15 protein-coding genes are annotated in these 21,594 nt (G+C 60.4%); 4 read left to right on the top strand and 11 right to left on the bottom strand.

What is annotated here, in order from left to right:
* Positions 1-79 precede the first annotated feature (79 nt).
* From ACOYW2_RS28330 to ACOYW2_RS28300, 7 genes are all read right to left on the bottom strand, one after another.
* Positions 80-1,366 (bottom strand): M16 family metallopeptidase, encoded by a 1,287-nt coding sequence (locus ACOYW2_RS28330; RefSeq protein WP_482420962.1) that lies wholly within the window; start codon positions 1,364-1,366, stop codon positions 80-82.
* Positions 1,344-1,871: a chemotaxis protein CheW gene (locus tag ACOYW2_RS28325; protein ID WP_482414537.1), complete on the bottom strand. Its 528-nt coding sequence runs from the start codon at positions 1,869-1,871 to the stop codon at positions 1,344-1,346. Before ACOYW2_RS28325 ends, ACOYW2_RS28330 begins: the two co-directional genes overlap by 23 nt.
* A 47-nt stretch (positions 1,872-1,918) precedes the next feature.
* Positions 1,919-3,529, bottom strand: coding sequence for a chemotaxis protein CheW (locus ACOYW2_RS28320; RefSeq protein ID WP_482768766.1), 1,611 nt, complete (start codon positions 3,527-3,529; stop codon positions 1,919-1,921).
* A 40-nt stretch (positions 3,530-3,569) separates the two neighbouring features.
* Entirely contained in the window at positions 3,570-6,647 is a 3,078-nt protein-coding gene (locus ACOYW2_RS28315; protein ID WP_482768765.1) for a hybrid sensor histidine kinase/response regulator, read from the bottom strand.
* A gap of 73 nt (positions 6,648-6,720) precedes the next feature.
* Positions 6,721-7,329: a chemotaxis protein CheW gene (locus ACOYW2_RS28310; RefSeq protein ID WP_482768764.1), complete on the bottom strand. Its 609-nt coding sequence runs from the start codon at positions 7,327-7,329 to the stop codon at positions 6,721-6,723.
* A 47-nt stretch (positions 7,330-7,376) separates the two neighbouring features.
* Positions 7,377-8,723 carry a response regulator gene (locus ACOYW2_RS28305; protein ID WP_482771098.1) on the bottom strand — a complete coding sequence of 449 codons (1,347 nt, stop codon included), beginning with the start codon at positions 8,721-8,723 and terminating at the stop codon, positions 7,377-7,379.
* Positions 8,724-9,387: 664 nt separating this feature from the next.
* A complete protein-coding gene (locus ACOYW2_RS28300; RefSeq protein WP_180137374.1) occupies positions 9,388-10,116 on the bottom strand; it encodes an amino acid ABC transporter ATP-binding protein in 729 nt (242 codons plus the stop codon).
* A 405-nt stretch (positions 10,117-10,521) separates the two neighbouring features.
* On the opposite strand from ACOYW2_RS28300, the gene ACOYW2_RS28295 reads away from it, so the two are divergent.
* The 4 genes from ACOYW2_RS28295 (at position 10,522) to ACOYW2_RS28280 (ending at position 16,344) form a co-directional block, all read left to right on the top strand.
* Positions 10,522-12,498, top strand: a complete 1,977-nt coding sequence (locus tag ACOYW2_RS28295; RefSeq protein WP_482768763.1) for a c-type heme family protein — start codon at positions 10,522-10,524, stop codon at positions 12,496-12,498.
* Positions 12,485-13,870 (top strand): sigma-54-dependent transcriptional regulator, encoded by a 1,386-nt coding sequence (locus ACOYW2_RS28290; protein ID WP_482768762.1) that lies wholly within the window; start codon positions 12,485-12,487, stop codon positions 13,868-13,870. The genes ACOYW2_RS28295 and ACOYW2_RS28290 overlap by 14 nt, the downstream gene beginning before the upstream one ends.
* Before the next feature lie 551 nt (positions 13,871-14,421).
* Complete coding sequence (locus ACOYW2_RS28285; protein WP_482768761.1) at positions 14,422-16,086, top strand: YeiH family protein; 1,665 nt, start codon at positions 14,422-14,424, stop codon at positions 16,084-16,086.
* A gap of 18 nt (positions 16,087-16,104) precedes the next feature.
* Positions 16,105-16,344, top strand: a complete 240-nt coding sequence (locus tag ACOYW2_RS28280; RefSeq protein ID WP_180137378.1) for a hypothetical protein — start codon at positions 16,105-16,107, stop codon at positions 16,342-16,344.
* A gap of 122 nt (positions 16,345-16,466) precedes the next feature.
* Here the strand turns inward: ACOYW2_RS28280 and ACOYW2_RS28275 are convergent, their stop codons facing one another.
* The 4 genes from ACOYW2_RS28275 to ACOYW2_RS28260 all read right to left on the bottom strand — a co-directional run bounded on the left by ACOYW2_RS28275 (position 16,467) and on the right by ACOYW2_RS28260 (position 21,469).
* A complete protein-coding gene (locus ACOYW2_RS28275; protein ID WP_180137379.1) occupies positions 16,467-16,964 on the bottom strand; it encodes a MarR family winged helix-turn-helix transcriptional regulator in 498 nt (165 codons plus the stop codon).
* A gap of 619 nt (positions 16,965-17,583) precedes the next feature.
* Positions 17,584-18,216, bottom strand: a complete 633-nt coding sequence (locus ACOYW2_RS28270) for a corrinoid protein (RefSeq protein WP_482414528.1) — start codon at positions 18,214-18,216, stop codon at positions 17,584-17,586.
* 90 nt (positions 18,217-18,306) lie between these two features.
* Complete coding sequence (locus ACOYW2_RS28265) at positions 18,307-19,734, bottom strand: trimethylamine methyltransferase family protein (RefSeq protein ID WP_482768760.1); 1,428 nt, start codon at positions 19,732-19,734, stop codon at positions 18,307-18,309.
* A gap of 160 nt (positions 19,735-19,894) precedes the next feature.
* Entirely contained in the window at positions 19,895-21,469 is a 1,575-nt protein-coding gene (locus tag ACOYW2_RS28260) for a BCCT family transporter (protein ID WP_482768759.1), read from the bottom strand.
* Positions 21,470-21,594 lie beyond the last annotated feature (125 nt).

The raw sequence follows: 21,594 nt of genomic DNA, 5'->3' as shown, positions 1-21,594 counted from the left end.
GCACTCCTTCTTGGTCTATGGATTGATGGACGACGCCCCTTGGCCCTACGGCCATGCCGTCGCCATGTGCCCGGCTTTTTCAGACAAACTCTGCCAGCAGATCCTCGATCCCTTGCCGGGTAAAGGTCTCGGGCCCTTCGGGGCCCACCACGGAGACAGCCACATGCTTCAGGGCCCTGGCAAGGCCGCTGCCTGCGGTCTCCTTGAGTTCCGCACACCCCACCGCGTCGATGGACGATAGGATCTCCTCTCCGGAGAGAAACCGCTCGAAATAAAAGGCCTGGGTGGCCAGACGGCTCATGCGGGTCGAAGAATTCTCCGAGGCGATGAGGTGTTGGGCCCGCAGCTGCATCCGGGCCTTCCACAACTCCTCCTCGGAGACGGGGTCATCCCCTGCGGCAAGCTGCCACAGCTCCACCAGCACAAGGCACAGGACCCGGATGAGATACTCCGGTGCCGTGCTCCCTTCGATGACCAGCATACCGCCGTCGGCATAGGCGTGGTATTCCGAGCCGATGCGGTACACCAGGCCCCGCTCCTCCCTCAACCGGGCATAGAGCCGGGAGCTCGATCCGCCGCCGATGATGCTGTTGAGCAGGTGCACCCCGTAGCGCCCCTCGTCCCCGTAGGGCAGGCAGTCAAGGCCGATGGCAAAGTAGGCCTGGGAGACAGGCACGTCCTCCACCACCACCCCGGAAGCAAACGAGGGGCTGGGGCTATGGGTCTTCTCCCCGGTCCCCATCATCCGCCAGAAGGCGTCCCGCACCTGGGAGAGAAAATCCCCGTGGTGAAGGTTGCCTGCGGCCGCCACGATCATGCGGTCGGGAAGGTAGTACCGGTGGACAAAATAGATCAAATCCTCCCGGGTCATGCCCCGGACCACCTCCGGAGAACCGGCCACGGAGCGCCCCAGGGGATGTCGGCCCCAGACATGGGATTTCAGGGCGTCGTGGGCCCTGCTTGAGGGGATGTCGGACTCCCCGTCGATCTCCCGGAGGATCGAGTGTTTTTCCCGCTCCAGGGCCTCTTCAGGAAACACCGAGTTAAGAAGGATGTCCCCCATGAGATCCAGGGCGTAGGTGGTGTAATCGTCCAGGACCGTGGCCGAATAACAGGTGTAATCCCGGGTGGTGAAGGCCCCCATCTGCCCGCCGGACTCGTCCATCATCAGGGCAATATCCCGGGCACTGCGGCTTCCCGTGCCCTGGAACATCATATGCTCGGCCAGGTGGGCCAGGCCGTGACACCCTTCGGGCTCATCCCGGGGTCCGACATCGATCATGATCCCCACGGACACAGACCGCGTCTCGGGCATGGACTCGGTGACCACGCGGATACCGTTTTCAAGTGTCGTGGCTGAATACACCGCTCAACTCCCCTCCCAGGATGTGTTCAAGATGGGGCACCACAAGGAGCCCCTCCTCCCATCGGTACATGCCCTTGACCGCCGGAAGAAGGGATGCTTCCAGATACGCCCCCGCAGAGAGGGGCTCGGTACGGGGAGCGCTGCCAAGGAGCCTTGCCCCGGGAGCGATGCGCACAAGGGCCCGCTTCCAGTTCTCAGGTTCTCCTGAAAGGCCCGCCTTTCGCACCACCAGCATGCGCGTGCCGCCGTACCCGGCCTCATCGGGGGCAAAGCCCAGGAGGGTCTCCAGGGAGAGAACCGGCAGGGCAAGGCCCCGCCAGTCCCCGAGCCCGCCGACATAGGCCGGGGCAAAGGGCACCTCGGAAAACCCAAGGGATCCCAGAATATCTTCCACCTGGGAGATGCCGAACAGAAACCACACCGGCTCCCCCTGGGCAAAAGCCCCAACGGCCGGGGCCAGGATCAGGGAACCCGATGAGGCGGATTTGTACTCTCTTACGTCCATGTTTTTCTCTTTTTACGATGGTGCGCAGCATGACCGCGCAACGATTCTCACAGACCTTCGTCCTCAGGATAATCAGCTGCCACGGAATCGGCCGCCAGCTCTGAGACCACCTCAACCATCATGCGTTTGACCACACGGTGGACCACCTTTTCCAGCAAGGCGGGGGAGATGGCCTCAGCCAGGGCATCGTCTGTAACAGGGGTTTCGCGTGCGTCCACCGCAATCTCGATGTCAGGAACAAGAAGTTCTTCGGCTTCCGGGGCATCGAACGATTCCACCGAAAGCTCGATATCAGGAACAAGGAGTTCTTCGGCTTCAGGAGCATCACATGCTTCCACCGCAAGCCCGATATCAGGAACAAGGAGTTCTTCGGCCTCAGGGGCTTCGAACGATTCCACCGAAAGCTCTATGTCAGGAAGAAGGAGTTCTTCCGCTTCCGGGGCATCACACGCTTCCACCGCAAGCTCGATATCAGGAACAAGGAGTGCTTCGGCCTCAGGGGCATCGAACGATTCCACCGAAAGCTCGTTATCAGGAACAAGAAGTTCTTCGGCCTCAGGGGCATCGAACGCTCCCACCGAAAGCTCGATATCAGGAACAGGGAATTCTTCTGCTTCCGGGGCATCACACGCTTCCACCGTTAGCTCGATATCAGAAACAGGGAGTTCTTCGGCCTCAAGGGCATCAAATGCTTCCACTGCAAGCCCGATATCAGGAACAAGGAGTTCTTCGGCCTCAGGGGCATCACACGCTTCCACCGAAAGCTCGATATCTGGAACAAGGAGTTCTTCGGCCTCAGGGGCATCGAACGATTCCACCGAAAGCGCGATATCTGGAACAAGGAGTTCTTCGGCCTCAGGGGCTTCACACGCTTCCACCGCAAGCTCGATATCTGGAACAAGGAGTTCTTCGGCCTCAGGGGCATCGAACGCTTCCACCGCAAGCTCGATATCAGGAACAGGGAGTTCTTCGGCCCCAGGGGCTTCGAACGATTCCACCGAAAGCTCGATATCAGGAACAGGGAGTTCTTCGGCCTCAAAGGCATCAAATGCTTCCACTGCAAGCTCGATGTCAGAAACAAGAAGTTCTTCCGCTTCAGGGGCATCACACGCGTCCACCGAAAGCTCGATATCAGGAACAGGGAGTTCTTCGGCCTCAAAGGCATCAAATGCTTCCACCGCCGGTTCGATGCCAAAAGCCGAAAGATCGTCTGCCGCCGGGATCCGGCTTCGGGAAACAGCTGCCCTGCCCACGGCTTCCGGGCGAATCAGGGGAACCCAGCCATCCGGGCCGTGCAGGGCCTCCGGGAAGAGGTCCTTTGCCGGGCCGTTAAACACCGGAGGCATCTCCGCCATATCCTTATCAGCCCCTTCCAACACCTTGCCCACCCCGTCCACAGACAGGGCCACGGCCCCGTCTTCCAGGCGAAGGATCACGGTTTTGGCACCGGAGGTGTCGCCATGGGGAAAACCGGCCGCCCCCAGGAGCAGGGACGCGCTGTACAGGGGCACAGTCTCCCCTTGAAAGGCAACCGATCCCATCTGTACGGTAGCCTGCCTGCGGCCGTGCTCCGGGCGGCCCTGTTCCACGGAGACAACAGAGCCCATGTCCACGCCCAGGGTCAGGGGCCCCACAGTAAACGATAAATAGGTATGCATCTGGACCCCTTTCCGGGTCATGAGGGTGGGCATTGCCCATTCACCGCATGGCCAGCCGTTCAATCAGGTTGAGAAACTGCCGGTTGTCGAAGGGCTTCACAACGTACCCGTCGGCCCCTAAGGCCCTTGCCTTTTCCCGGTACTTGGCCGTGGACCGAGAGGTGAGCATGACCACCGGAACCGTGCGGCAGGACGGGTGGGACCGCCTTGCGCTCAAAAATTCGTACCCGTTCATCCTGGGCATCTCCACGTCCAGGACAATCACATCGGGGGTAAGGAGAGAGAGTGTCTCCAGGGCCTCCACCCCGTCCCTGGCAAAAGTGGTTTTCCAGCCCCGGCTCTCCAGAAGCCGTGCCACCACCTGGCGGACGCTGACGGAATCATCCACAATGAGGACCTCCAGGGGCGTGTCGGCCTCGGAGTCCGTCACCGGTGCAGCAGGTCGGGCGTCACCCAACTCACCGTCCAGCAGCTCCCGGACGTTGAGGATGGGCACCAGGCTCCCGTCCCCCATCACCGTGGCCCCGGAGATCCCCTTGACGTATTGCAGGTGGCTGCCGAGGCTCTTGATAACAATCTCCTGCTGCCCCACGAGGCTGTCCACGGCCAGGGCCGCCGTCCTCTCGGGGGACTCGATCTTGAGCACAAGGGGCCGGTCTCCCACGCCCTCGCGACTCGCCGTGTCGTCGGCCATGCCCAGGACCCGGGAGAGACGATAGAGCGGAAAGACCTCATCATCCACCCGAACCGACTCCATGGGCTCGCGCACCATGTTTTCCGGGTAGACCCTCAGCATGTCGCTGATCTCATTCAAAGGAACGGCAAAGGTGCGACCCGCCGCCGTACACAGCACAGCTCGGGTGACGGCAAGGGTCAGGGGAATACGCACCAGAAGCACCGTGCCCTGTCCCGGACCGGGGGAAGAGATGCGCACCGAGCCTTTGAGCTCTTCGATATTGGTTTTCACCACATCCATGCCCACCCCGCGGCCGGAGATCTCCGTCACCTCGCCCCGGGTGCTGAACCCGGGGGCAAAGACCAGGGAGACCAGCTCCTCGTCGCTCAAAGATGCGGCATCCACACCGGCCATGGATTCTGCTCTGCGGCGGATGGCCGCAAGGTTCAACCCGGCCCCGTCATCCCGGATCCGAATCAGCACCTGGTTCCCCTCCCGGGAAGCGGATACCGCGATGATACCGGTGTCGGGTTTGCCCGCCTTACGGCGTGATTCCGGGTCTTCAATACCGTGATCCACGGCGTTACGAAGGATATGGAGCAGGGGGTCGGCCAGTTTTTCCCAGATCACACGGTCCAGCTCGATGCCCTCGCCGCGGATGGTCAGGCGCACCTGTTTTGCCAGCCTGTCGGCCACCTCCCGCACCGCCCGCCGCATCCGGGTCGTGATCACGGACATGGGGGCCATGCGGATGTGCATCAACTTTCCCTGGAGCTCGCTCAGCAGGACCCGCTGCCGGGTGACGTACCCTTCGAAGTCGCTGTGAAGGGTCTGCATGACGCTGTAGATCTCCCCGATGTCCACCGCGGATTCGGCCAGATCCCGGAGCATAAGGTTGAATTCGGAGTAGCGGTCCAGCTCCAGGCTGTCGAAGTCGCCGAAGGGGTCCCCGTCACCGGCCTCGGCCAGGGCCGCACCCGGTTTTGCGATGGCCTTGACCTCGTAGCCCACCTGCAGGCTGCGGGAGGTCTCCCGCAGGCGCGCCCGGGACAGGTCCAGTTCGGAGACTGTCCCCATGAAGGCGTCGAGCTTCCGGTCAAAGGCGCTCAAGGCGATGATCTGTTCGGAGGCGAGGTTGACCAGGTCGTCGAGCTTTTCCATGCCCACGCGAAAGGTCCCCGACAATGCGGGGCCCGGTGCGCCTGCAGCCTCCCGGTCCATGGCCGCCTCATCCTCAACGGACAGGGCGTCAAAAATCCCCACGCTCTCTCCGGGTTCACCGTGGGGCCCATCCCCCGCCCCAGGGGCAGGTGCCCCGGGGGAGGCGCCCCGGATGCGGGAAAAATCGGTTTCAAGAGCGGACATTTCGTGGTCGGTCACCCGGGACGGGTCAGTCAGGAAAAGGGCCATGATGTCCGTTGCCCTCAACAGCACGGCCACGGCCTCGGGCGTGATCTCTTCGGCCTCGTCGTAGAGCCAGTCCAAAAGGTCTTCCACCCGGTGCGCCCAGGCAGGCAGCCCGGTCATGCCCACAAGGCTTGAGGCCCCTTTGATGGTGTGCACGGCCCGGCGAACCTGGCGAATCTTCTCTTTTTCGTCCGCCCCCATGATCATGGGTTCCGCCACCTGGGCCTCTAAGGCCTCCAGGTTCCGGTTGATGGACTCCACGTGCTCTTCCACCTCGTCGTTGAACACGGCGAGAATCTCCGGGGCCACCCCGCTGGGGGCGTCGCCGCTCTCCGGCAAAGCCCCCGGCGAACCGTCCGGTTCCTGTTCGGGAAAGGGATCGGGACACACCGGAGGGGCATCAAAGAGAAAGGGATCCACCGACGCCACGTCTTCGTCCTCGGGCATGGGCATTCCGTCAAGGCCCTCGGTACCCGAGGGGACATCGCCTAAGAGCAACTCGGCCTCGGCATCCCCTTCAACGCACAGGGTGGGCTCCTGATCAGGCTCCGGCACCCCAACCCCGGGGACAGAGACGTCCCCGGGGCCGGGGTCTTCGCCGAGTTCTTCCAGAAACAAGGCCACGGCCTCTTTGTCCCCTGTTTCGGGCAACCCCCGGAGGCGCCTGAACACCGCCACCGATCGGGCCACCATGGAGATCTCATGGGCACGGTCCGTAATCCGTCCCAGGGCAAAGGCGTCAAAGTGGTCCACGGCTTCTGCCATGGCGTCGAGGAAAGGGGCATCCACCGGCAAGGCCCCTTCCATGGCCTCCTCCAGTGCCTCTTCCACGGGCGCGGCCGCATGGCTCAGGCCCACAAGTCCCACAAGGGACGCCGCCCCGTGGATGATATGGACCAACCGGTGGAGTTCCTGAACCTCCTCCACACGGCGGGGCTCGGCGGACAGCGCCTCGATTCCGCTGCGAAGCAACGGAATGTAAGTTGTCACTTCATCAATAAATCCATTGACAATGCTGCTGTTTTGAGATCCCACGATACGATTCGTCCCCCATATTGACTGTCGTAACGGCTCGAAAGCTCCGTGTTGAGCCTCCGCCCGTGTCCGCTCACGCCTTTCGAAAGCTGTTCATCCGGTCCGAGGTCAGCAGTGCCTTCACATCAAGAAGGTAGAGCAGCGAGTCACCGGTGGCGGCAACCCCTGCGAGATAGGGCGTGATATCCCCCCTGGTAAACGGGTTGGAAGAGACCTTCCATGCCCCTTCGGCCAGGGAGACCATCCCCTCCAGCCGGTCCACTCGAACCCCCACCTTAAGGTGATGGGCATGCAGCACAACCATGCTGCCCCCTCCCGGAGAGACCGAAGGGCCCCTGCCGAAAAAAGCCTTCAAGTCGACCATGGAGACCACGTCTCCGCGAATGTTGCTGATGCCCGACACCCAGCCGGGAAGGTTCGGCAGAGGTGTCACCTTGGGGAGTCTCCCCACTTCCAGGGCGCAGCCCAGAGGAACCGCAAAATGCACCCCATCCATCCGGAAGCGGATGTAAGGCTCGGAGTCGGCCTGGCCAGCCTCCGGCTCCCGGAAAGGTCCTGTCTTTTCGGAAGGGAAGGAACCCTCCGGTTCCTCCGCCCCCATCTCAGCCAGCAGCTCATCCAGGGGGGGCGATGTGTCGCTTCCCGCATCCGGTCCGAGCCCGTCGGTCTCTCGTTTGTCCATTTGTAACATCCCGTTTTTCAGAACAGGGCCGGAGCACGGTCCACGCCCTACATGTGCTTGACTATGGTCTGCAACAACTCGTCGGGGTTAAAAGGCTTGGTCAGGTACGCAGCGCTTCCTGCGATTTTTCCCTTCATGCGGCTCATGAACCCGTCCCGGCTGGTCAGCATCACAACGGGGATGGCCTTGAGGTCGCGCTTGTTCTTAATGATGGAGAGAATCTCGTATCCGTTCATCTTGGGCAGGATGATGTCCAGCAGGATCAGGTCGGGTCGCTCTTCGCTGAGTTTGCTCAGGGCCTCCAGGCCGTCCACGGCCTCGATGATGCGATACCCCTTCATGTTCAGGGTGGCGCCGATGACCTTGCGCGTGGTGGCGCTGTCCTCAACCACCAGGATCGTCTTGCCGTCCCCCACGGTCTCGGACTGGGGAGAGGCCTTCTCCCCCGTTTCATCCGAGACCTGCTGGGCGGCCATCCAGGTGAGGTAGAGTTTCAGCTGGTCTGAAAAAAAAGGCTGTTCCCCTGCCAGGGCCACGGTGTCGTTGAAGAGCTCTAAGGTGCGGTCCGTGTCCTTGATATTGAAATGACACATGGCCATGTAATACGACGCATAAAGGTTCCGGTTCGCTTCCCTTGCCAGGACCCTGGCAAAGCGCTTCACCGAGGTGTCCACGACATCGGAATCGCAGCTGCTGTTGCCCGGGGAGAGGCTGGTACGGGTAATGAGAAGCTGCATCCCGCAGTCCGTGCAGAGTACCGCCTTCATGTTCAGGGGAGCCCAGCAAAAGGGACAGCGCTTCACCCGGTCATCGGTAACGGCGCCACGGGCCCTTTCGAACCGCTCTTTTTCCTCTGCGATCTCCTTGTCTTCCGGAGCCAGGAACAGGGCCCGTTCAATGGCCCCCTGGATGGTCTTGAGGGTGCCGATGGTCCGGGAATACCACAGCCAGGCCCCGGCCAGGTGTTTGTTGCGGTTCAACAGCGCCACAAGGAGCTGCTGTCCCCGCTTCAGCCGAAACCCCTCAATGTGGGCCACGGCCTCTTCAAGGGACCGGGCTTCATCGGCCCTCTGGTCTTTGGCCTCATCGTTGATCCGCTTGCCCTCAAGAAGCAGCTGCATCATGGAGGTGTGGATACGCCGGGGCCGGTCACAAAATTTGATTATTTCAATTTCAGGGGTTTCCCAGGAGATCAGCTCCAGGGCGGCGGCGTGGCCCGTCAGCTCCCACACGGCGGCGTCCACTACGGCCCCGTCCCTGAAGTAAAGGTACCCCACCCGACCCCCGGACCTCAGCTTCAGGGACCATGTTTCCTGATTCATCTCAATCATGGTCACCATGCTGTCCAGGGAAAAACCCCTTACATAGTCATGCGAAGTACCAACCAAAATCACCACCTTGCTCAGCACCTGGACAGATGCATCCTGTTGTTGTTCTTCAACGCCTCAAAGCATGCAGCAGCCCCCCCGCAACAAAACCGCGCAATGCTACGCGGAAGATGAAAGCAGAAAACGGGCCAGATTCTTTCCCTTGTCATCTTTTCTAAACACCAGAAAAACTCCTTTATACGCAACCAGATAAATTTACATGTTTTTTCTCATTGACTACATAAAAAGCCCAGCCTGTCTCCCTCGCTGGCTTAAAACGACATGCCTTTGATGACTCATGAAAACCATGGTATTGCATGCCGAAATTACACTAAAGTGAACAACTGTCCGAAAAACAAAACGCAGTCATGCACAATGAAAAGGGCATCCGGGCTTTGTCTATTTTCTACAGCAAAAAGCCTCGAAAACCGCGCCTGTGTTCCCTGTTTTTTATGCCAACAGATTCAACAATTAGGTAAGACAGATCCCGAGTGGGGAACTCGTCCATGGAGTTCACTATGCCGAACAAATCGCTCCCCGGCCCCGGCCAAGACAGGAAAAACAGGGCCATGGATCTGCCAGGGTTCAACCGGGGGTAAGGGGAAATAACAGTGGGTTTGAAAAAGACAAAAAACCCCATGCCGACGGAACGACATGGGGTCAAAAGGAAGGCAAATGAATGTTACGGGGCTCAGTGGGTCAGGATCTTGCTGAGGAAGAGCTTGGTGCGTTCGTTTTCAGGGTGGGTGAAAAAGGCATCCGGGGTGTTGGTCTCCACCACCACGCCTTTGTCCATGAAGACCACCTCACTGCCCACCTCCCGGGCAAAGCCCATCTCATGGGTCACCACCACCATGGTCATTCCCTCCCTGGCCAGGTTCATCATGACCTCCAGCACTTCGTTGATCATCTCCGGGTCCAGGGCGCTGGTGGGTTCATCGAAGAGCATGATCCGCGGCTTCATGGCCAGGCCCCTGGCAATGGCCACCCGCTGCTGCTGGCCACCGGAGAGCTGGGAGGGGTAAGCGTCGGCCTTGTCGTGGATCCCCACCTTGGCCAGGAGCTCCATGGCGATCTCACGGGCCTCCTTGTCCCCCATCTTCCGGACCTTTTTCGGTGCCAGGGTGATGTTGTCCAGCACCGACATATGGGGATAGAGGTTGAACTGCTGAAACACGAACCCCACCTCGGTGCGAAGCCGGGTCAGGTCTGCCTTGGGGTCGTGAACCGCGATACCGTCCACCACAATGGAGCCGGAGTCGATGGGTTCCAGGCGGTTGATGCACCGGATGAGGGTGCTTTTGCCCGAACCGCTGGGCCCGCACACCACGGTGACATCCCCGGACCCCACGTGAAAATCGACATCCTTGAGAACATGCAGGTCCCCGTACCACTTATTTACATTATCAAACTGAATCATCCGGCCATGCTCCCGATGGATTGCGCGCGCCGCCCCGTATCCGGGACGGGCGGTTGATTCTGGTGTGGCGCCCCTTTAAAAACCCCCAGCGGCCCTTCAGGCCGCGTTACGGAACCTTTACGCCGTGCGCAGGGAATTTCCAGTGGTCGCGTCATGTTTCAAGGCAACGATTGTTCACGACAATGAAACAAAAGTCAATCGTGAAGGCAAGGCACATCCCGCGGGTGCCTTTGTCCCTCACCCCATCACCGGTCCCCGTGACCGACCACAGGAAGATTCTGTCAATCCTCCTTTTATGCTATAGAAAAACAGATTCTCCCGGGGACTTCCCTTTCCGCGCCCGTTGCCGGGCCCGGCCGGTCGGAACCCCGCCCGACGTCCACCTTATGAAGTGACAGGTACCATATGAAACGTCGAGCGTCCCTTAAAAATCGGTTTTTTGCAGGGGCCTCCGCCATCCTGCTCCTTTTTTGCAGCGTGGTCTCCCTGGTGGAGTACGCCTGGCTCTCGGACCAGGTGGAGGAACAGGCCGCCCACAACGCCGCACGCCACCTGGCAACGGCCTCGGCCATCCGCACCTACGCCAAGGATGTCCTGCGCCCGGTCATGGAAAGCGAGCTCTCTGCCAACCGCTTTGTCATCGAATCCATGTCCACCTCCTACATCTCCCGGGAGATCATGAAGAATCTCAACGAAAGGTTCCCGGAGTTCACCTACAAACGGGCCGCGGACAACCCCCGCAACCCCCTGAACCGGGCAGACACCTTTGAAGAGGAGCGCATTGCCTGGTTCGACACCCACCGCGAGGAGACCGGCTGGGAGGGCATGATCACCCGGTCGGACGGCACCCACTACGTCAAGATGGAACCCATCACCGTAGAAGACTCCTGCCTGAGGTGCCACGGGGTTCCCGAAGACGCTCCGAAAGAGCTCAGGGAGCGTTACGGAGACGCGGCCAGCTACGGATACGCCGTGGGGGACGTGGTGGCAGCCGACACCCTGTACATCCCCATGACCCACTATCGCATCCAGATCAAGGAGAAGGCGTGGGGTGTCTTTATCGTGGGGTTTGCCGCCCTCTTCTGCCTCATGGGCCTGTTTCGCCTCCTCTTTAACCGCACGGTGCACAACCGCCTCTCCCACCTGCTGGAGACCTTCACCCGGTTGTCGGGCACCTCCGGCGACACCCCCAGCGACCCCATCCCGGCCGGTGACGAGGTGGACCGCCTGGCCCTGGCCTTTGAAGAGGCCGCCGAGAACCTGGAGGCAGCCCACAACGACCTCACCCGATCCGAGAGCAAATACAGGCGCCTTTTTGAACACAGCCCCAACGCCATCCTTCTCTTCGGGGCCGACGACCGCCTCACCGACATCAACCGGGCAGGCCTTTCCCTGTTCAAGCTCGACTCCATGGCCGAGGCCTTTCTCATGGAAGCCTTCCACACCCTCTTCTGGGACGGCAGAGACGCCGCTACCGTGGGCGCCCAGGTCAAGGAAGGGCTCGTCCTCTACGAAAAAGAGCTCTCCATGGTGGATCGTTTCGGGGTGCGCATCGACGCCCTGGTCACTGCCACCGGCCTCTTTGACGAGGCTTCGGGCACCTACCTCGGCATGGAGATGGTCTTAAGGGACATCACCCGGCAAAAGCAGATCAACGCCCACCTGGCCCAGACCGAAAAGCTCGCCTCCATCGGCCAGCTCGCCGCAGGGTTTGCCCATGAGATCAACAACCCCCTGGGGGTCATCAGCTGCTATGCGGACCTTATAGACAAACAGGTGAAGGGCAACGCCCAGCTCAAAGAGGACGTGGGGGTGATCACCAAGCACGCCTCCCTGTGCACCCACGTGGTGGAGTCCCTCCTCAACTTCGCCCGGGTCAACAAACCGGAGTTCCTCATGCACGACCTCCACGGCATCCTGGACGATATCCTCTCCATCCTGCGCCACCGTATGGAAAAGGTCGGGGTAACCGCCCAGACCCGCTACCTGGCCACCGGGGTGGAGCTGCCCCTGGACCCGGAAAAAATCCGGCAGCTCTTCATGAACCTTGTCATCAACGCCATTCAGGCCATGGACAAAGGGGGCGAGCTGACTGTGGCAACGCGCCTTGTCGACGCCAGCCACCTGGAGGTCACCGTGGCCGACACCGGCGTGGGCATCAGCCCCTCGGACCGCACGCGCATCTTCGAGCCTTTCTTCACCACCAAGGCCAAGGGCGTGGGAACGGGCCTGGGCCTGTCGGTGAGCTATGGCATCGTGCGGCAGCACGGCGGGACCATCGACGTGGAAAGCACCCCCGGGGAGGGGACCTGCTTTGCGGTCACCCTGCCCTTACGAAAAGACCCGGAGACAAAAGGGAAAAGCAACAGTGAACCCACATGAAACCATCCTGATCGTGGACGATGAAACCGACCTGACCCGGGGCCTTGCACGCACCCTTCAGATGGCCCTGCCCGTGACGGTGCGCACCGCCGCAAGCGGTGAAGAGGCCCTGGCCATCCTGAAACTGGAATCCGTGGACCTTATCCTCACCGATATCAGCATGCCGGAGATGAGCGGCATGGAACTCCTGGAACAGATCCTTGCAGACGATGCCACCCAGACCGTTATCCTCATGACGGCTTACGGCACCATCGACGTGGCGGTCTCAGCCATGAAAAAAGGGGCCTGGGACTTCCTTCAGAAGCCCTTTGCCTCGGACACCCTCGTGCGCATCGTCACCAAGGGCCTGGAGCGCCACCGGCTCCTCAGGGAGAACCGGGAACTCACGGCCCGCCTCGCCGAAACCTCGGGCAGCCCCCTCGTGGGCAACAGCGTCCCCATCCGCCAGACTCTGGACACCCTGGCCATGCTGGGACAAAGCGACGTCACCGTCCTGATCCGGGGAGAGACCGGCACGGGCAAGGACCTGGCCGCCCGCATCATCCACGAGGCCAGCGACCGCAAAGCCAAACCCTTTGTCACCGTCAACTGCCCGGCCCTGCCCGAGGGGCTTCTGGAGAGCGAGCTCTTCGGCCACAAAAAAGGGGCCTTCACCAACGCGGACACCGACAAAGTCGGCCTCTTCGACCAGGCCCGGGGAGGCACGCTCTTCCTGGACGAAATCGGCGACCTCACCCCCGGCCTCCAGACCAAGCTTCTCAGGGTTCTCCAGAACCGGGAAATCCGCCCCCTGGGCGACCCCGAGAGCCACACCGTGGACGTGCGCATCCTGGCCGCCACCAACCAGGCCCTGGAGGCCAAAATCGACGACGCCTCGTTTCGGGCCGACCTATTCTACCGCCTCAACGTGGCAACCGTCACCATGCCCCCGCTGCGGGACATACGCGACGACATCCCCCTTCTCGTGGAGCACTTCCTCTCCAAGGCCTCCCGGGACCTGAAACTCCCCAGGAAACAGCTCTCCCCCGTGCTCATGGCCTCGGTGTGCAGCCGCCCCTGGCCGGGCAACACCCGGGAGCTCGAAAACACCCTCACCGGCTGGGTTGCCCTCACCCAGGGCGACACCATCGACCTGTGCGAAGTACCGGACACACCGCCCCATGGAGACTCCCCCACGGATTCCTTTGCCGTGCCCTACCTGGACCAGAAGGAGAAAATCATCGAATCCTTCACCCGGGACTACCTCCACCGCCTCTTTACCGAAACCGGCGGCAACGTGGCCCTCTCAGCCCGCAAAAGCGGCATCAAGCGCCAGTCCCTCCAGAAGATCATCCAGCGCTATGCCATCGACGTGGAGTCGTACAGAAGGTAGGGGAAAGGATAAAGACAGAAAAAAACGACGCCCCTTGGGATCCATACAGGCAAAACACCTCGAAATCAGGGCACAAGTGTGCGTTCTCTATGGCCCCATCGCCTGACCATCCAGGCCATCTTTTCCCTGCCCCCCCAGCACGGCAGGTGCCCCCCCAAGGCGGCACCCTATCATCTCACCCGCCGGGGGCGCCCCCGTTCCTTGCCCTCCAACGCTCTTCATCAAATGTGCTGATGAATTCCATTCATTGACCTTGCTTCCCCACACCCAACAACATCCATAAGCAATTTTTATCGGTTTCATTCCGAGAACTTATGCATTCCGCTGCATCTTCTGGCATTCCCCTTGCTCCTTTACCGGGCATGATATTGTTTGCCGGGCGCTGCCCTCCATGCAGGGGGCAGGAGGCCTGCTTCACCCGGGCACACCTTTTACGAGGGACGCTGTTCCACCACCATTTGGGAGGAGAAGAGAGATATGACAACGGAAAACAAGGACAACATCGTCTACGACAGTGGCAAAGGGCGCCTGTCGGACTTATGAAGAAGAACATGACTGGCGACGGCTGGGCCTCGATCCTGCTCTTTGCGGGCATGATCATTTACTTCCCCAAGGGAGACGCCGCGGTCAAGGCCAAGATCACCGAGGCCAACGCCACCTTGACCCAGGAGAGTGAACGGGCGCCGTTCAAGACCATTGAGTGGTACTCGGCCGTGGACGCCAAGAAAAAGCTCAAGGCCACCTCCAGCCCCGTGGGCAAGGCCATCAAGAAATTCACCAGCAAGCCCCATAAATGGAGCGGCAACCCCATCTCCGCCTTTTACCTGAGCGCCGAAGACGCCAAGGCCCTGTCGGCCAAGGGGATGGTGAAGTACGACGCGGGCAAGGCCAAAGTGTCTGAAGCCCTTGAAGCGGCCACCGCAGCCCAGGCCGCGGCCGCTGCCGCAAACTTCGGCGACACCGCCCTCAATGCCGATGCCGGCAAGAAAATCGATGACTGGCGCAGCGCCCACGCCAAGCTGGGCAGCCTCAAGAAGAAGGCCAACGTCAAACCCTACAACCTGCTGCCCGGCCTCATCGGCTTCATGATCTTCCTGGCACTCTTCTTCGGCGTGGGCATCGCCTTCATGGGAGACTCCTTTGCCAGGTTCGCCAAGGCCTTCTGCTTTGTCTTCGCCGTGGCGGTGCTGGCTTACGTGGCCGCGGCCAACGCCACCATGAAGCACTACGGCATCGGCTACGCAGCCTGGGCCATCCTCTTCGGCATGATCATCAGCAACACCGTGGGCACCCCCGAGTGGGTGAAACCCGGGGTCCAGACCGAGTACTACATCAAAACCGGCCTGGTACTCCTTGGGGCGGAGGTACTTTTCAACAAGATCCTCTCCATCGGTATCCCGGGCATCTTCGTGGCCTGGGTGGTGACCCCCGTCGTGTTGATCACCACCTACTGGTTCGGCCAGAAGATCCTGAAGATCGAATCCAAGACCATGAACATGACCATCTCCGCGGACATGAGCGTCTGCGGGGTCTCGGCAGCCATCGCCACGGCCTCGGCCTGCCGGGCCAAAAAAGAGGAGCTGACCCTGGCCGTTGGCCTCTCCCTGATCTTTACCTCCATCATGATGATCATCATGCCCGCCGTTATCAAGGCCACCGGCATGGACTACATCCTGGGCGGCGCCTGGATGGGCGGTACCATCGACGCCACGGGCGCCGTGGCCGCGGCCGGCGCCTTCCTCTCGGAGCGGGCCCTTTACGTGGCCGCCACCATCAAGATGATCCAGAACGTGCTCATCGGCGTCATCGCCTTTGGGGTGGCCATTTACTTCGTGGCTGAAGAAGAAGCCGCCAGCGGCCGCAAGGTGGGGCTCATCGAAATCTGGAACCGATTCCCCAAATTCGTCATCGGGTTCATCATCGCCTCCATCGCGTTCTCGACCCTCTACACCTCCATCGGCAAGGACCTGGCCTACGTCATCATCGACCACGGCGCCATCCGGGGCTTCTCCAAAATCGGTCGGGGCTGGTTCTTCTGCCTGGCCTTTGCCAGCATCGGCCTGGCCACCAACTTCCGGGAGCTGAAGTCCTACTTCAAAGGAGGCAAGCCCTTGATCCTCTATGTCTGCGGCCAGAGCCTCAACCTTTGCCTGACCCTGATCATGGCCTACATCATGTTCTTCCTGGTCTTCCCGGAGATCACCGCCAAGATCTAACGGAATAAGGAGAAAACCATGGACCCTAACAGCCCATTGTCCAAACGGATCGGAGGTCTTCTGGCAAGCATCGCCGGATGCCTTCTCATGATCTACGTCATCGGCCCCTGGCTGGACAGCCTCTCCGCCATCAAGCCCCTGGCCGATTTCATTGAAGAGCGCGACATCAACGCCAACGCCTACTATTACACCGAGGTGGCTGAGTTCTCCGATGCCGAGCTCAACATGAAAAACACCATGACCTACATGCCCAAATAGGTCTTTTCCGCCCGCGACAGTACGGCAGGGAAGGCCCAAATAAAAAACGCCCGCGTAGCACGCGGGCGTTTTTTTGTTTTTCCTATTTTTCCTATAGGGGGGCACCTTAATTGAAGCCGGGGTTACTCCTTGGCTTCCAGGGTGTTGATGGGACCGGAAAAGAGGATGGGGGCCACCTCCAGATTTTCCGCGTTCATCATGGATGCGATGCGCTGAAGGGAAGAGAGCAGAAGGGTCTGCTCCCAGGATTCGAGCTTATTGAACCTCGCCACAAACTGCTCGTGGAGCAGGGACGGCTTGTTCTGGATAATCTCAAGGGCTTTGTCGGTGGCTGCCACCAGCACCCGCCGTTTGTCGGTCTCCCCTTTTTTCCGTTTCAGGACGCCGTTCTTCTCAAGGCGTTCCACGATATTGGTCACCGTGGCCTGGCTGAGGCTCACCTTTTTGGCCAGGCTCCCGATGGAAATCTCCCCCTCCCTGGCGATCACCTGGATCACCACAAGCTGGGGCCCGGTCAGGCCGTATTTCTTTACAAGCTGCTTTGAGTGCAGGTCCGTGGCCCGTATGATCTGCCGCAGGGAGATCAACAGGTCGTAGCAGATATCATGGTCATCAACCATCGGTTACGCCTCTCCATAATAAAAGTGATCATTCCACACAAAATCCCTTCTATCAGCTCTCATGGGGCTTGTACAGAACCCACCTCTTTTTCCCTGCGTTTTTGGTTTCACGCATGGCCATATCCGCCTGTTTAAAAAGAACAACCTTAAAATCGATGCCTCCGGCGGCGAGGTGTGCCACCTCGAAAGCAGGTTGCCAATGTGCTTTCCCCTTCGTTCTTCAGGGAAAATCACATTCGCTATTGATTCAGATGAAACGGAGTCTGTTTTTAAACCCTGTTTATTAGACCCGCCGTTATAAGATCAGTCAAAAGTTTAGCCCCCGGCAGGGCCGCCGAACGGGTTCGATAGCTTACAAAATAGGGAAGGAGATTTGGAACTCGGAATGAGGGGGGATTTCTGGTAGGGTGCCATGGGAGTCGAGGGGCAAAGGGTGCCTGAAGATACGCCGTTAGGAGGATCCGGTCGAATGGGAAGATTCGCCCGGGAAACGTATCGCGCCCCCTGTTTCACCACATCAACAGGCGGTCGGCAACATCCTTTGCCCCTCGGTCTCCTGTGGAGGGACTGGCACACACGACGGCAAGGCATCGCGGTGTCATAAAATCGAATCCAAGCCTCAGGCCAGCATGGCCTTGGCAAGCTTGCTTGCGGACCCGGCATCAGCGGCGTAGGCATCGGCCCCGATCTCATCGGCAAAGGCCTGGTCCACCGGCGCACCGCCCACCATGATCTTCACCCCGTCGCGCAGGCCGGAGGCGGTGATCTGCTCCACCGTGGACTTCATCATGGGCATGGTGGTGGTCAGCAGGGCCGAGAGGCCAACAATGTCCGGCTGCTTCTCCCGGATCTCGTCCAGAAAGGTATCGATCTCCACATCCACGCCCAGGTCGGTGACGTCAAAACCGGCACTCTCCATCATCATGACCACCAGGTTTTTCCCGATGTCGTGCAGGTCGCCTTTCACCGTGCCGATGACCACCTTTCCGACCGAGGCGTTTTCGTCCTCGGAGAGCAGGGGTTTTAAAATCTCCACGGCAGTCCCCATGGCCATGGCCGACATGAGCACCTCGGGGATGAACATCTCTCCGGTCTCCATGCGGCCCCCCACCACGTCCATGCCGGCAATCAGGCCGTCGGACAAAATCACCCCGGCCTCCAGGCCTTGATCCAGCGCAGCCTGCACATGCCCCACAAGGGCTTCATCGTCTCCGGCAATGAGGGTTTCGGTAATGGTTTTCAGGTCAGCCATAATCAGTCTCCTTACGTTTTCCGTAGCACCAGTCTAAAAAAATCGGCCCGCCTCCCTGGGGCCAGGCCGGGCTCATCAGTCACAGCAAAGTCAACCCAGCCGTTTATCCACAAAGGCGGAGAGTTCGCGTTCGAGTTCAGGCTCCAGGGTGGACTCGGGGCAGGCGGCAAGCCGCTCTTTGTAAAGACGGTTGGCCCGCACCAGCGCGTCTTCGCCCCCCTGTTTGTCCCACTTTTCGTGGTTGTTCCAGTCCGAAACCGTGGGCCGCCAGGCCGTCCGGCAGTTCTTCATGGTGGTGGGGTGCATAAGAAAAGAGCCCTGGGGCCCGATGGTGTCGATGAGTTCTGCCGAAAGATCGGTGTGGATCCCGCCCACCCCGTCCATGAACCGGAGCACCCGGCTGATCATCTCCTCGTCCATAATGAACTTCTCAAAGGAGTTGGTCATGATGGAGTCCAGAACGCCCAGGCACTCGTTGATGACATGGGCCCCGCCGAGCATGCACTGCATGAGGTTCTGCATGGTCTCAAAGCCCGCCTGGGCGTCCGGCACCTTGGCGTCGTTGAGCCCTGCCATGGTGCGGGTGGGCAGGTGATACAGCTCCAGGGCCATCTGCAGGTTGACGATATTGATGAGGTGGGACTCCGGGGAGCCTGTGACGTACTGGGCGGTCATCATGTTGGGCACGGCTGTGGCCGGTGCGTAGATCACCCCGGCCCCGGGGGTGACCATCTGGCTCAGGACCAGGCCCGAGAGGATCTCGGCGTTCTGAAGCACGGCGGCCCCCAGGAGGCTCATGGGGGCGGAGATCCCGGCCAGGGCACAGGAGAGGACCGTCACGGGCTGATTGTACCGGGCATAGGTCATGATGGTTTCAATGGGCTCGGTGTCGAAGGCCAGGGGGCTCAAGGGGTTGACGCTGGCGTAGATGCTGGGGTGATCGGCAAGGAACCCCTTGCCCACGGCCACCTCGTACATCGCAAACATCTCTTCGATTTCCCGGGCGGGCTGCACGTTGCGCTTCAAGGGCTTGGTGGTGTGCTTGAGGGTCTCGAAAAAGATGCGCAAAGGGCGCTCTTCAGGGGGCACGTCGTTGGGCTCCACGGGGATGGCCCCGGAAATGGTGCATACAGGACTCTGGTGAGCCAGCTTGAAAAAGTCGATGAGGTCCGCCATGGTGGAGGCCCTTCGCCCGCGCTCCATGTCGTGGGTAAAGACGCAGCCGTTGCTCGGCTCCACATGGGTCCGGGTCTGTCCCTCGCCAAGGGTCACCACGGTCTCTTTGTCCCGGCCCCACAGGGAAATGGACGAAGGAGCGCTCTCCAGGGATTTTTCCAGCAGGGAGCGGGGAATCTTCACCCGGTGCCCGTCCACCTCGGCCCCGTTCTGCTTGAAAAGGGCCAGGGCTTCGTCCGACTTGAACTCGACCCCGGTGGTCTCAAGTACCTGGACGGTTGCTTCGTGAATGCGGGCCAGCTCATCTGTGCCCACCACATTGATACGGTTTGCCAATGCCATGTCCTTGTAGTCTCCTGTCACGCCGCGGTATTACGGGATATCAAGGCGAAGGGGCGCGCCTCCCCTCCGCCTTCTTGCTGTCAAAGGATTTCATCCGGCCAGCTGCATGGCCCTGCACAGGGAGTGCAGGGCTCTTGCATGCCGTCCGAAAGGGACCGCGCTATGCGGCCTGTTTTTCCACCGCCTCTTCCATGGATTCCGGAGGAGGCTGAAGAGCCGAGACACACCGCGTCTCATACCGGTGAAGGTCCTTGATAAAAAAGTAACCGGCCCCCAGCATGATAAAGAGCAGAGGGAAGGAGGTGAGAACCGCCACCGCCTGCAGGGGCTTGAGGCCGCCGATGAACATCAGGCTGATGGCCGCCACGCCGTTGATCACGGACCAGAACATACGGTTCCAGCGGGCAGGCTCCTTGTCCATGGGAAGCTCCTTGGTGCTCACCGTGGCCAGAACGTAGGAGGCAGAGTCCAGGGTGGTGGCGCAGAAGATGAACATCAGCATAATGAACAGAGGCAGCATGAGCTGGCCCAGGGGAAGGGCCGCGATGAGAGAGGCAATGGTCTTGGCCGGACCGCTGGCCGCCATCATGGCGGTCATGGACTCGGCGCCGTTGAGCTCGATGTACAGGGAGTAGCCGCCGAACACGCCGAAGAAGACGGCGCAGCCCAGGGGGCCCCAGACAAGAACCGCAACGGCCATTTCACGCAGGGTGCGGCCCTTGGAGATCTTGGCAAGGAAGACGCTCACAAAGGGAGACGCCCCGAGCCACCAGGCCCAGAAGAAAATGGTCCAGCCCTGGGGCCAGCCGCTCTGCCCGGCGGTGTCGGTCCACATGGACATGCGGATGACGTTGTCGAAAATCATGCCGAGGCTGTTGACAAAGGTGTTGAGGATCCAGCTGGTGGGGCCCACCAGGAGCACGGCCGTCATGAGGACAAAGGCCAGAACCAGGTTGAAGTTACTGAGCCGTTTGATGCCCTTCTCCAGGCCGAAGTAACAGCTGCAGCAGAACATGACGGTCCAGATGCCCACGACGATGATATCCAGGGTCAGGCTGGTCTCCACGCCGGTGAATTTTGCGATGGTGGCCGACAGCATGGGGGTACCCAGGCCCAGAACCGTCACCACGTTGCCCAGGATGGCGAACATGATGAGAAGGTCCACAAACAGTTTGAACCCGGGGCTCTTCACGTGCCCTTCAAAGGCGGCGCCGATGCTGAGGCGCTTGGTTTTGCGCTGGTAATACGAGTAAGCAATGGGCACCCCGAAGACCGCTGTAAGGGCCCAGGGCACAAAGCCCCAGTGGAAGATACCGTAGCAGGCCGCCCACTCCTTGGCCTCCTTGGATCCCACCTCCAGGCCGAAGGGAGGACCCTGCATGTAATAAATGGGCTCGATAAAAGACCAGTAGATGAGGCCGGTGCCGATGCCGCAGCAGAAGAGCATGGCCACCCAGCTGATGTTGCCGAACTCGGGTTTGGCATCCTGGCCGCCCAGCCTCACATGGCGGTAGGGGCCGAAGATCAGCCAGAGGAAAAAAATCACCGCGGCCACGGCAAAGAGCATAAAGGTCCAGCCCAGGTTACCTGTGAAATATTTCCGGATGTTGGTCAGCACCACCAGCGCCTTGTCTTGAAACATGACGATGGGAATACAGGTGACCAGGGTCACCACCAGCGCTGAAAAAAACAGGACCGGTTCGATTTGTACGGGTTTGTCCGTCGAGTTACTCAATGTGTCACTCCTCCTTGATTGGTTGGACTTCTCTGGGACTCCGTGAAAAACCCCGCGGCTGAGCCCTGTGGCTACGGCATGATTCCGGGCTCGCCGCCTCGCCTGGGCGTCGCTCCCTTTGCCTG

It is taken from the genome of Desulfoluna sp. CLI2B, assembly GCF_056847375.1.
Note: the sequence above shows the minus strand (reverse complement) of the source record. Positions and strands in the feature narration are given on the sequence as shown.

Bases quoted from the DNA above. Each gene is read 5' to 3' on its own strand.
- ACOYW2_RS28325 (WP_482414537.1), bottom strand. From the start codon at position 1,871: ATGGACGTAAGAGAGTACAAATCCGCCTCATCGGGTTCCCTGATCCTG.
- ACOYW2_RS28320 (WP_482768766.1), bottom strand. From the start codon at position 3,529: ATGCATACCTATTTATCGTTTACTGTGGGGCCCCTGACCCTGGGCGTG.
- ACOYW2_RS28310 (WP_482768764.1), bottom strand. From the start codon at position 7,329: ATGGACAAACGAGAGACCGACGGGCTCGGACCGGATGCGGGAAGCGAC.
- ACOYW2_RS28300 (WP_180137374.1), bottom strand. From the start codon at position 10,116: ATGATTCAGTTTGATAATGTAAATAAGTGGTACGGGGACCTGCATGTT.
- ACOYW2_RS28295 (WP_482768763.1), top strand. From the start codon at position 10,522: ATGAAACGTCGAGCGTCCCTTAAAAATCGGTTTTTTGCAGGGGCCTCC.
- ACOYW2_RS28285 (WP_482768761.1), top strand. From the start codon at position 14,422: ATGACTGGCGACGGCTGGGCCTCGATCCTGCTCTTTGCGGGCATGATC.
- ACOYW2_RS28280 (WP_180137378.1), top strand. From the start codon at position 16,105: ATGGACCCTAACAGCCCATTGTCCAAACGGATCGGAGGTCTTCTGGCA.
- ACOYW2_RS28275 (WP_180137379.1), bottom strand. From the start codon at position 16,964: ATGGTTGATGACCATGATATCTGCTACGACCTGTTGATCTCCCTGCGG.
- ACOYW2_RS28270 (WP_482414528.1), bottom strand. From the start codon at position 18,216: ATGGCTGACCTGAAAACCATTACCGAAACCCTCATTGCCGGAGACGAT.
- ACOYW2_RS28265 (WP_482768760.1), bottom strand. From the start codon at position 19,734: ATGGCATTGGCAAACCGTATCAATGTGGTGGGCACAGATGAGCTGGCC.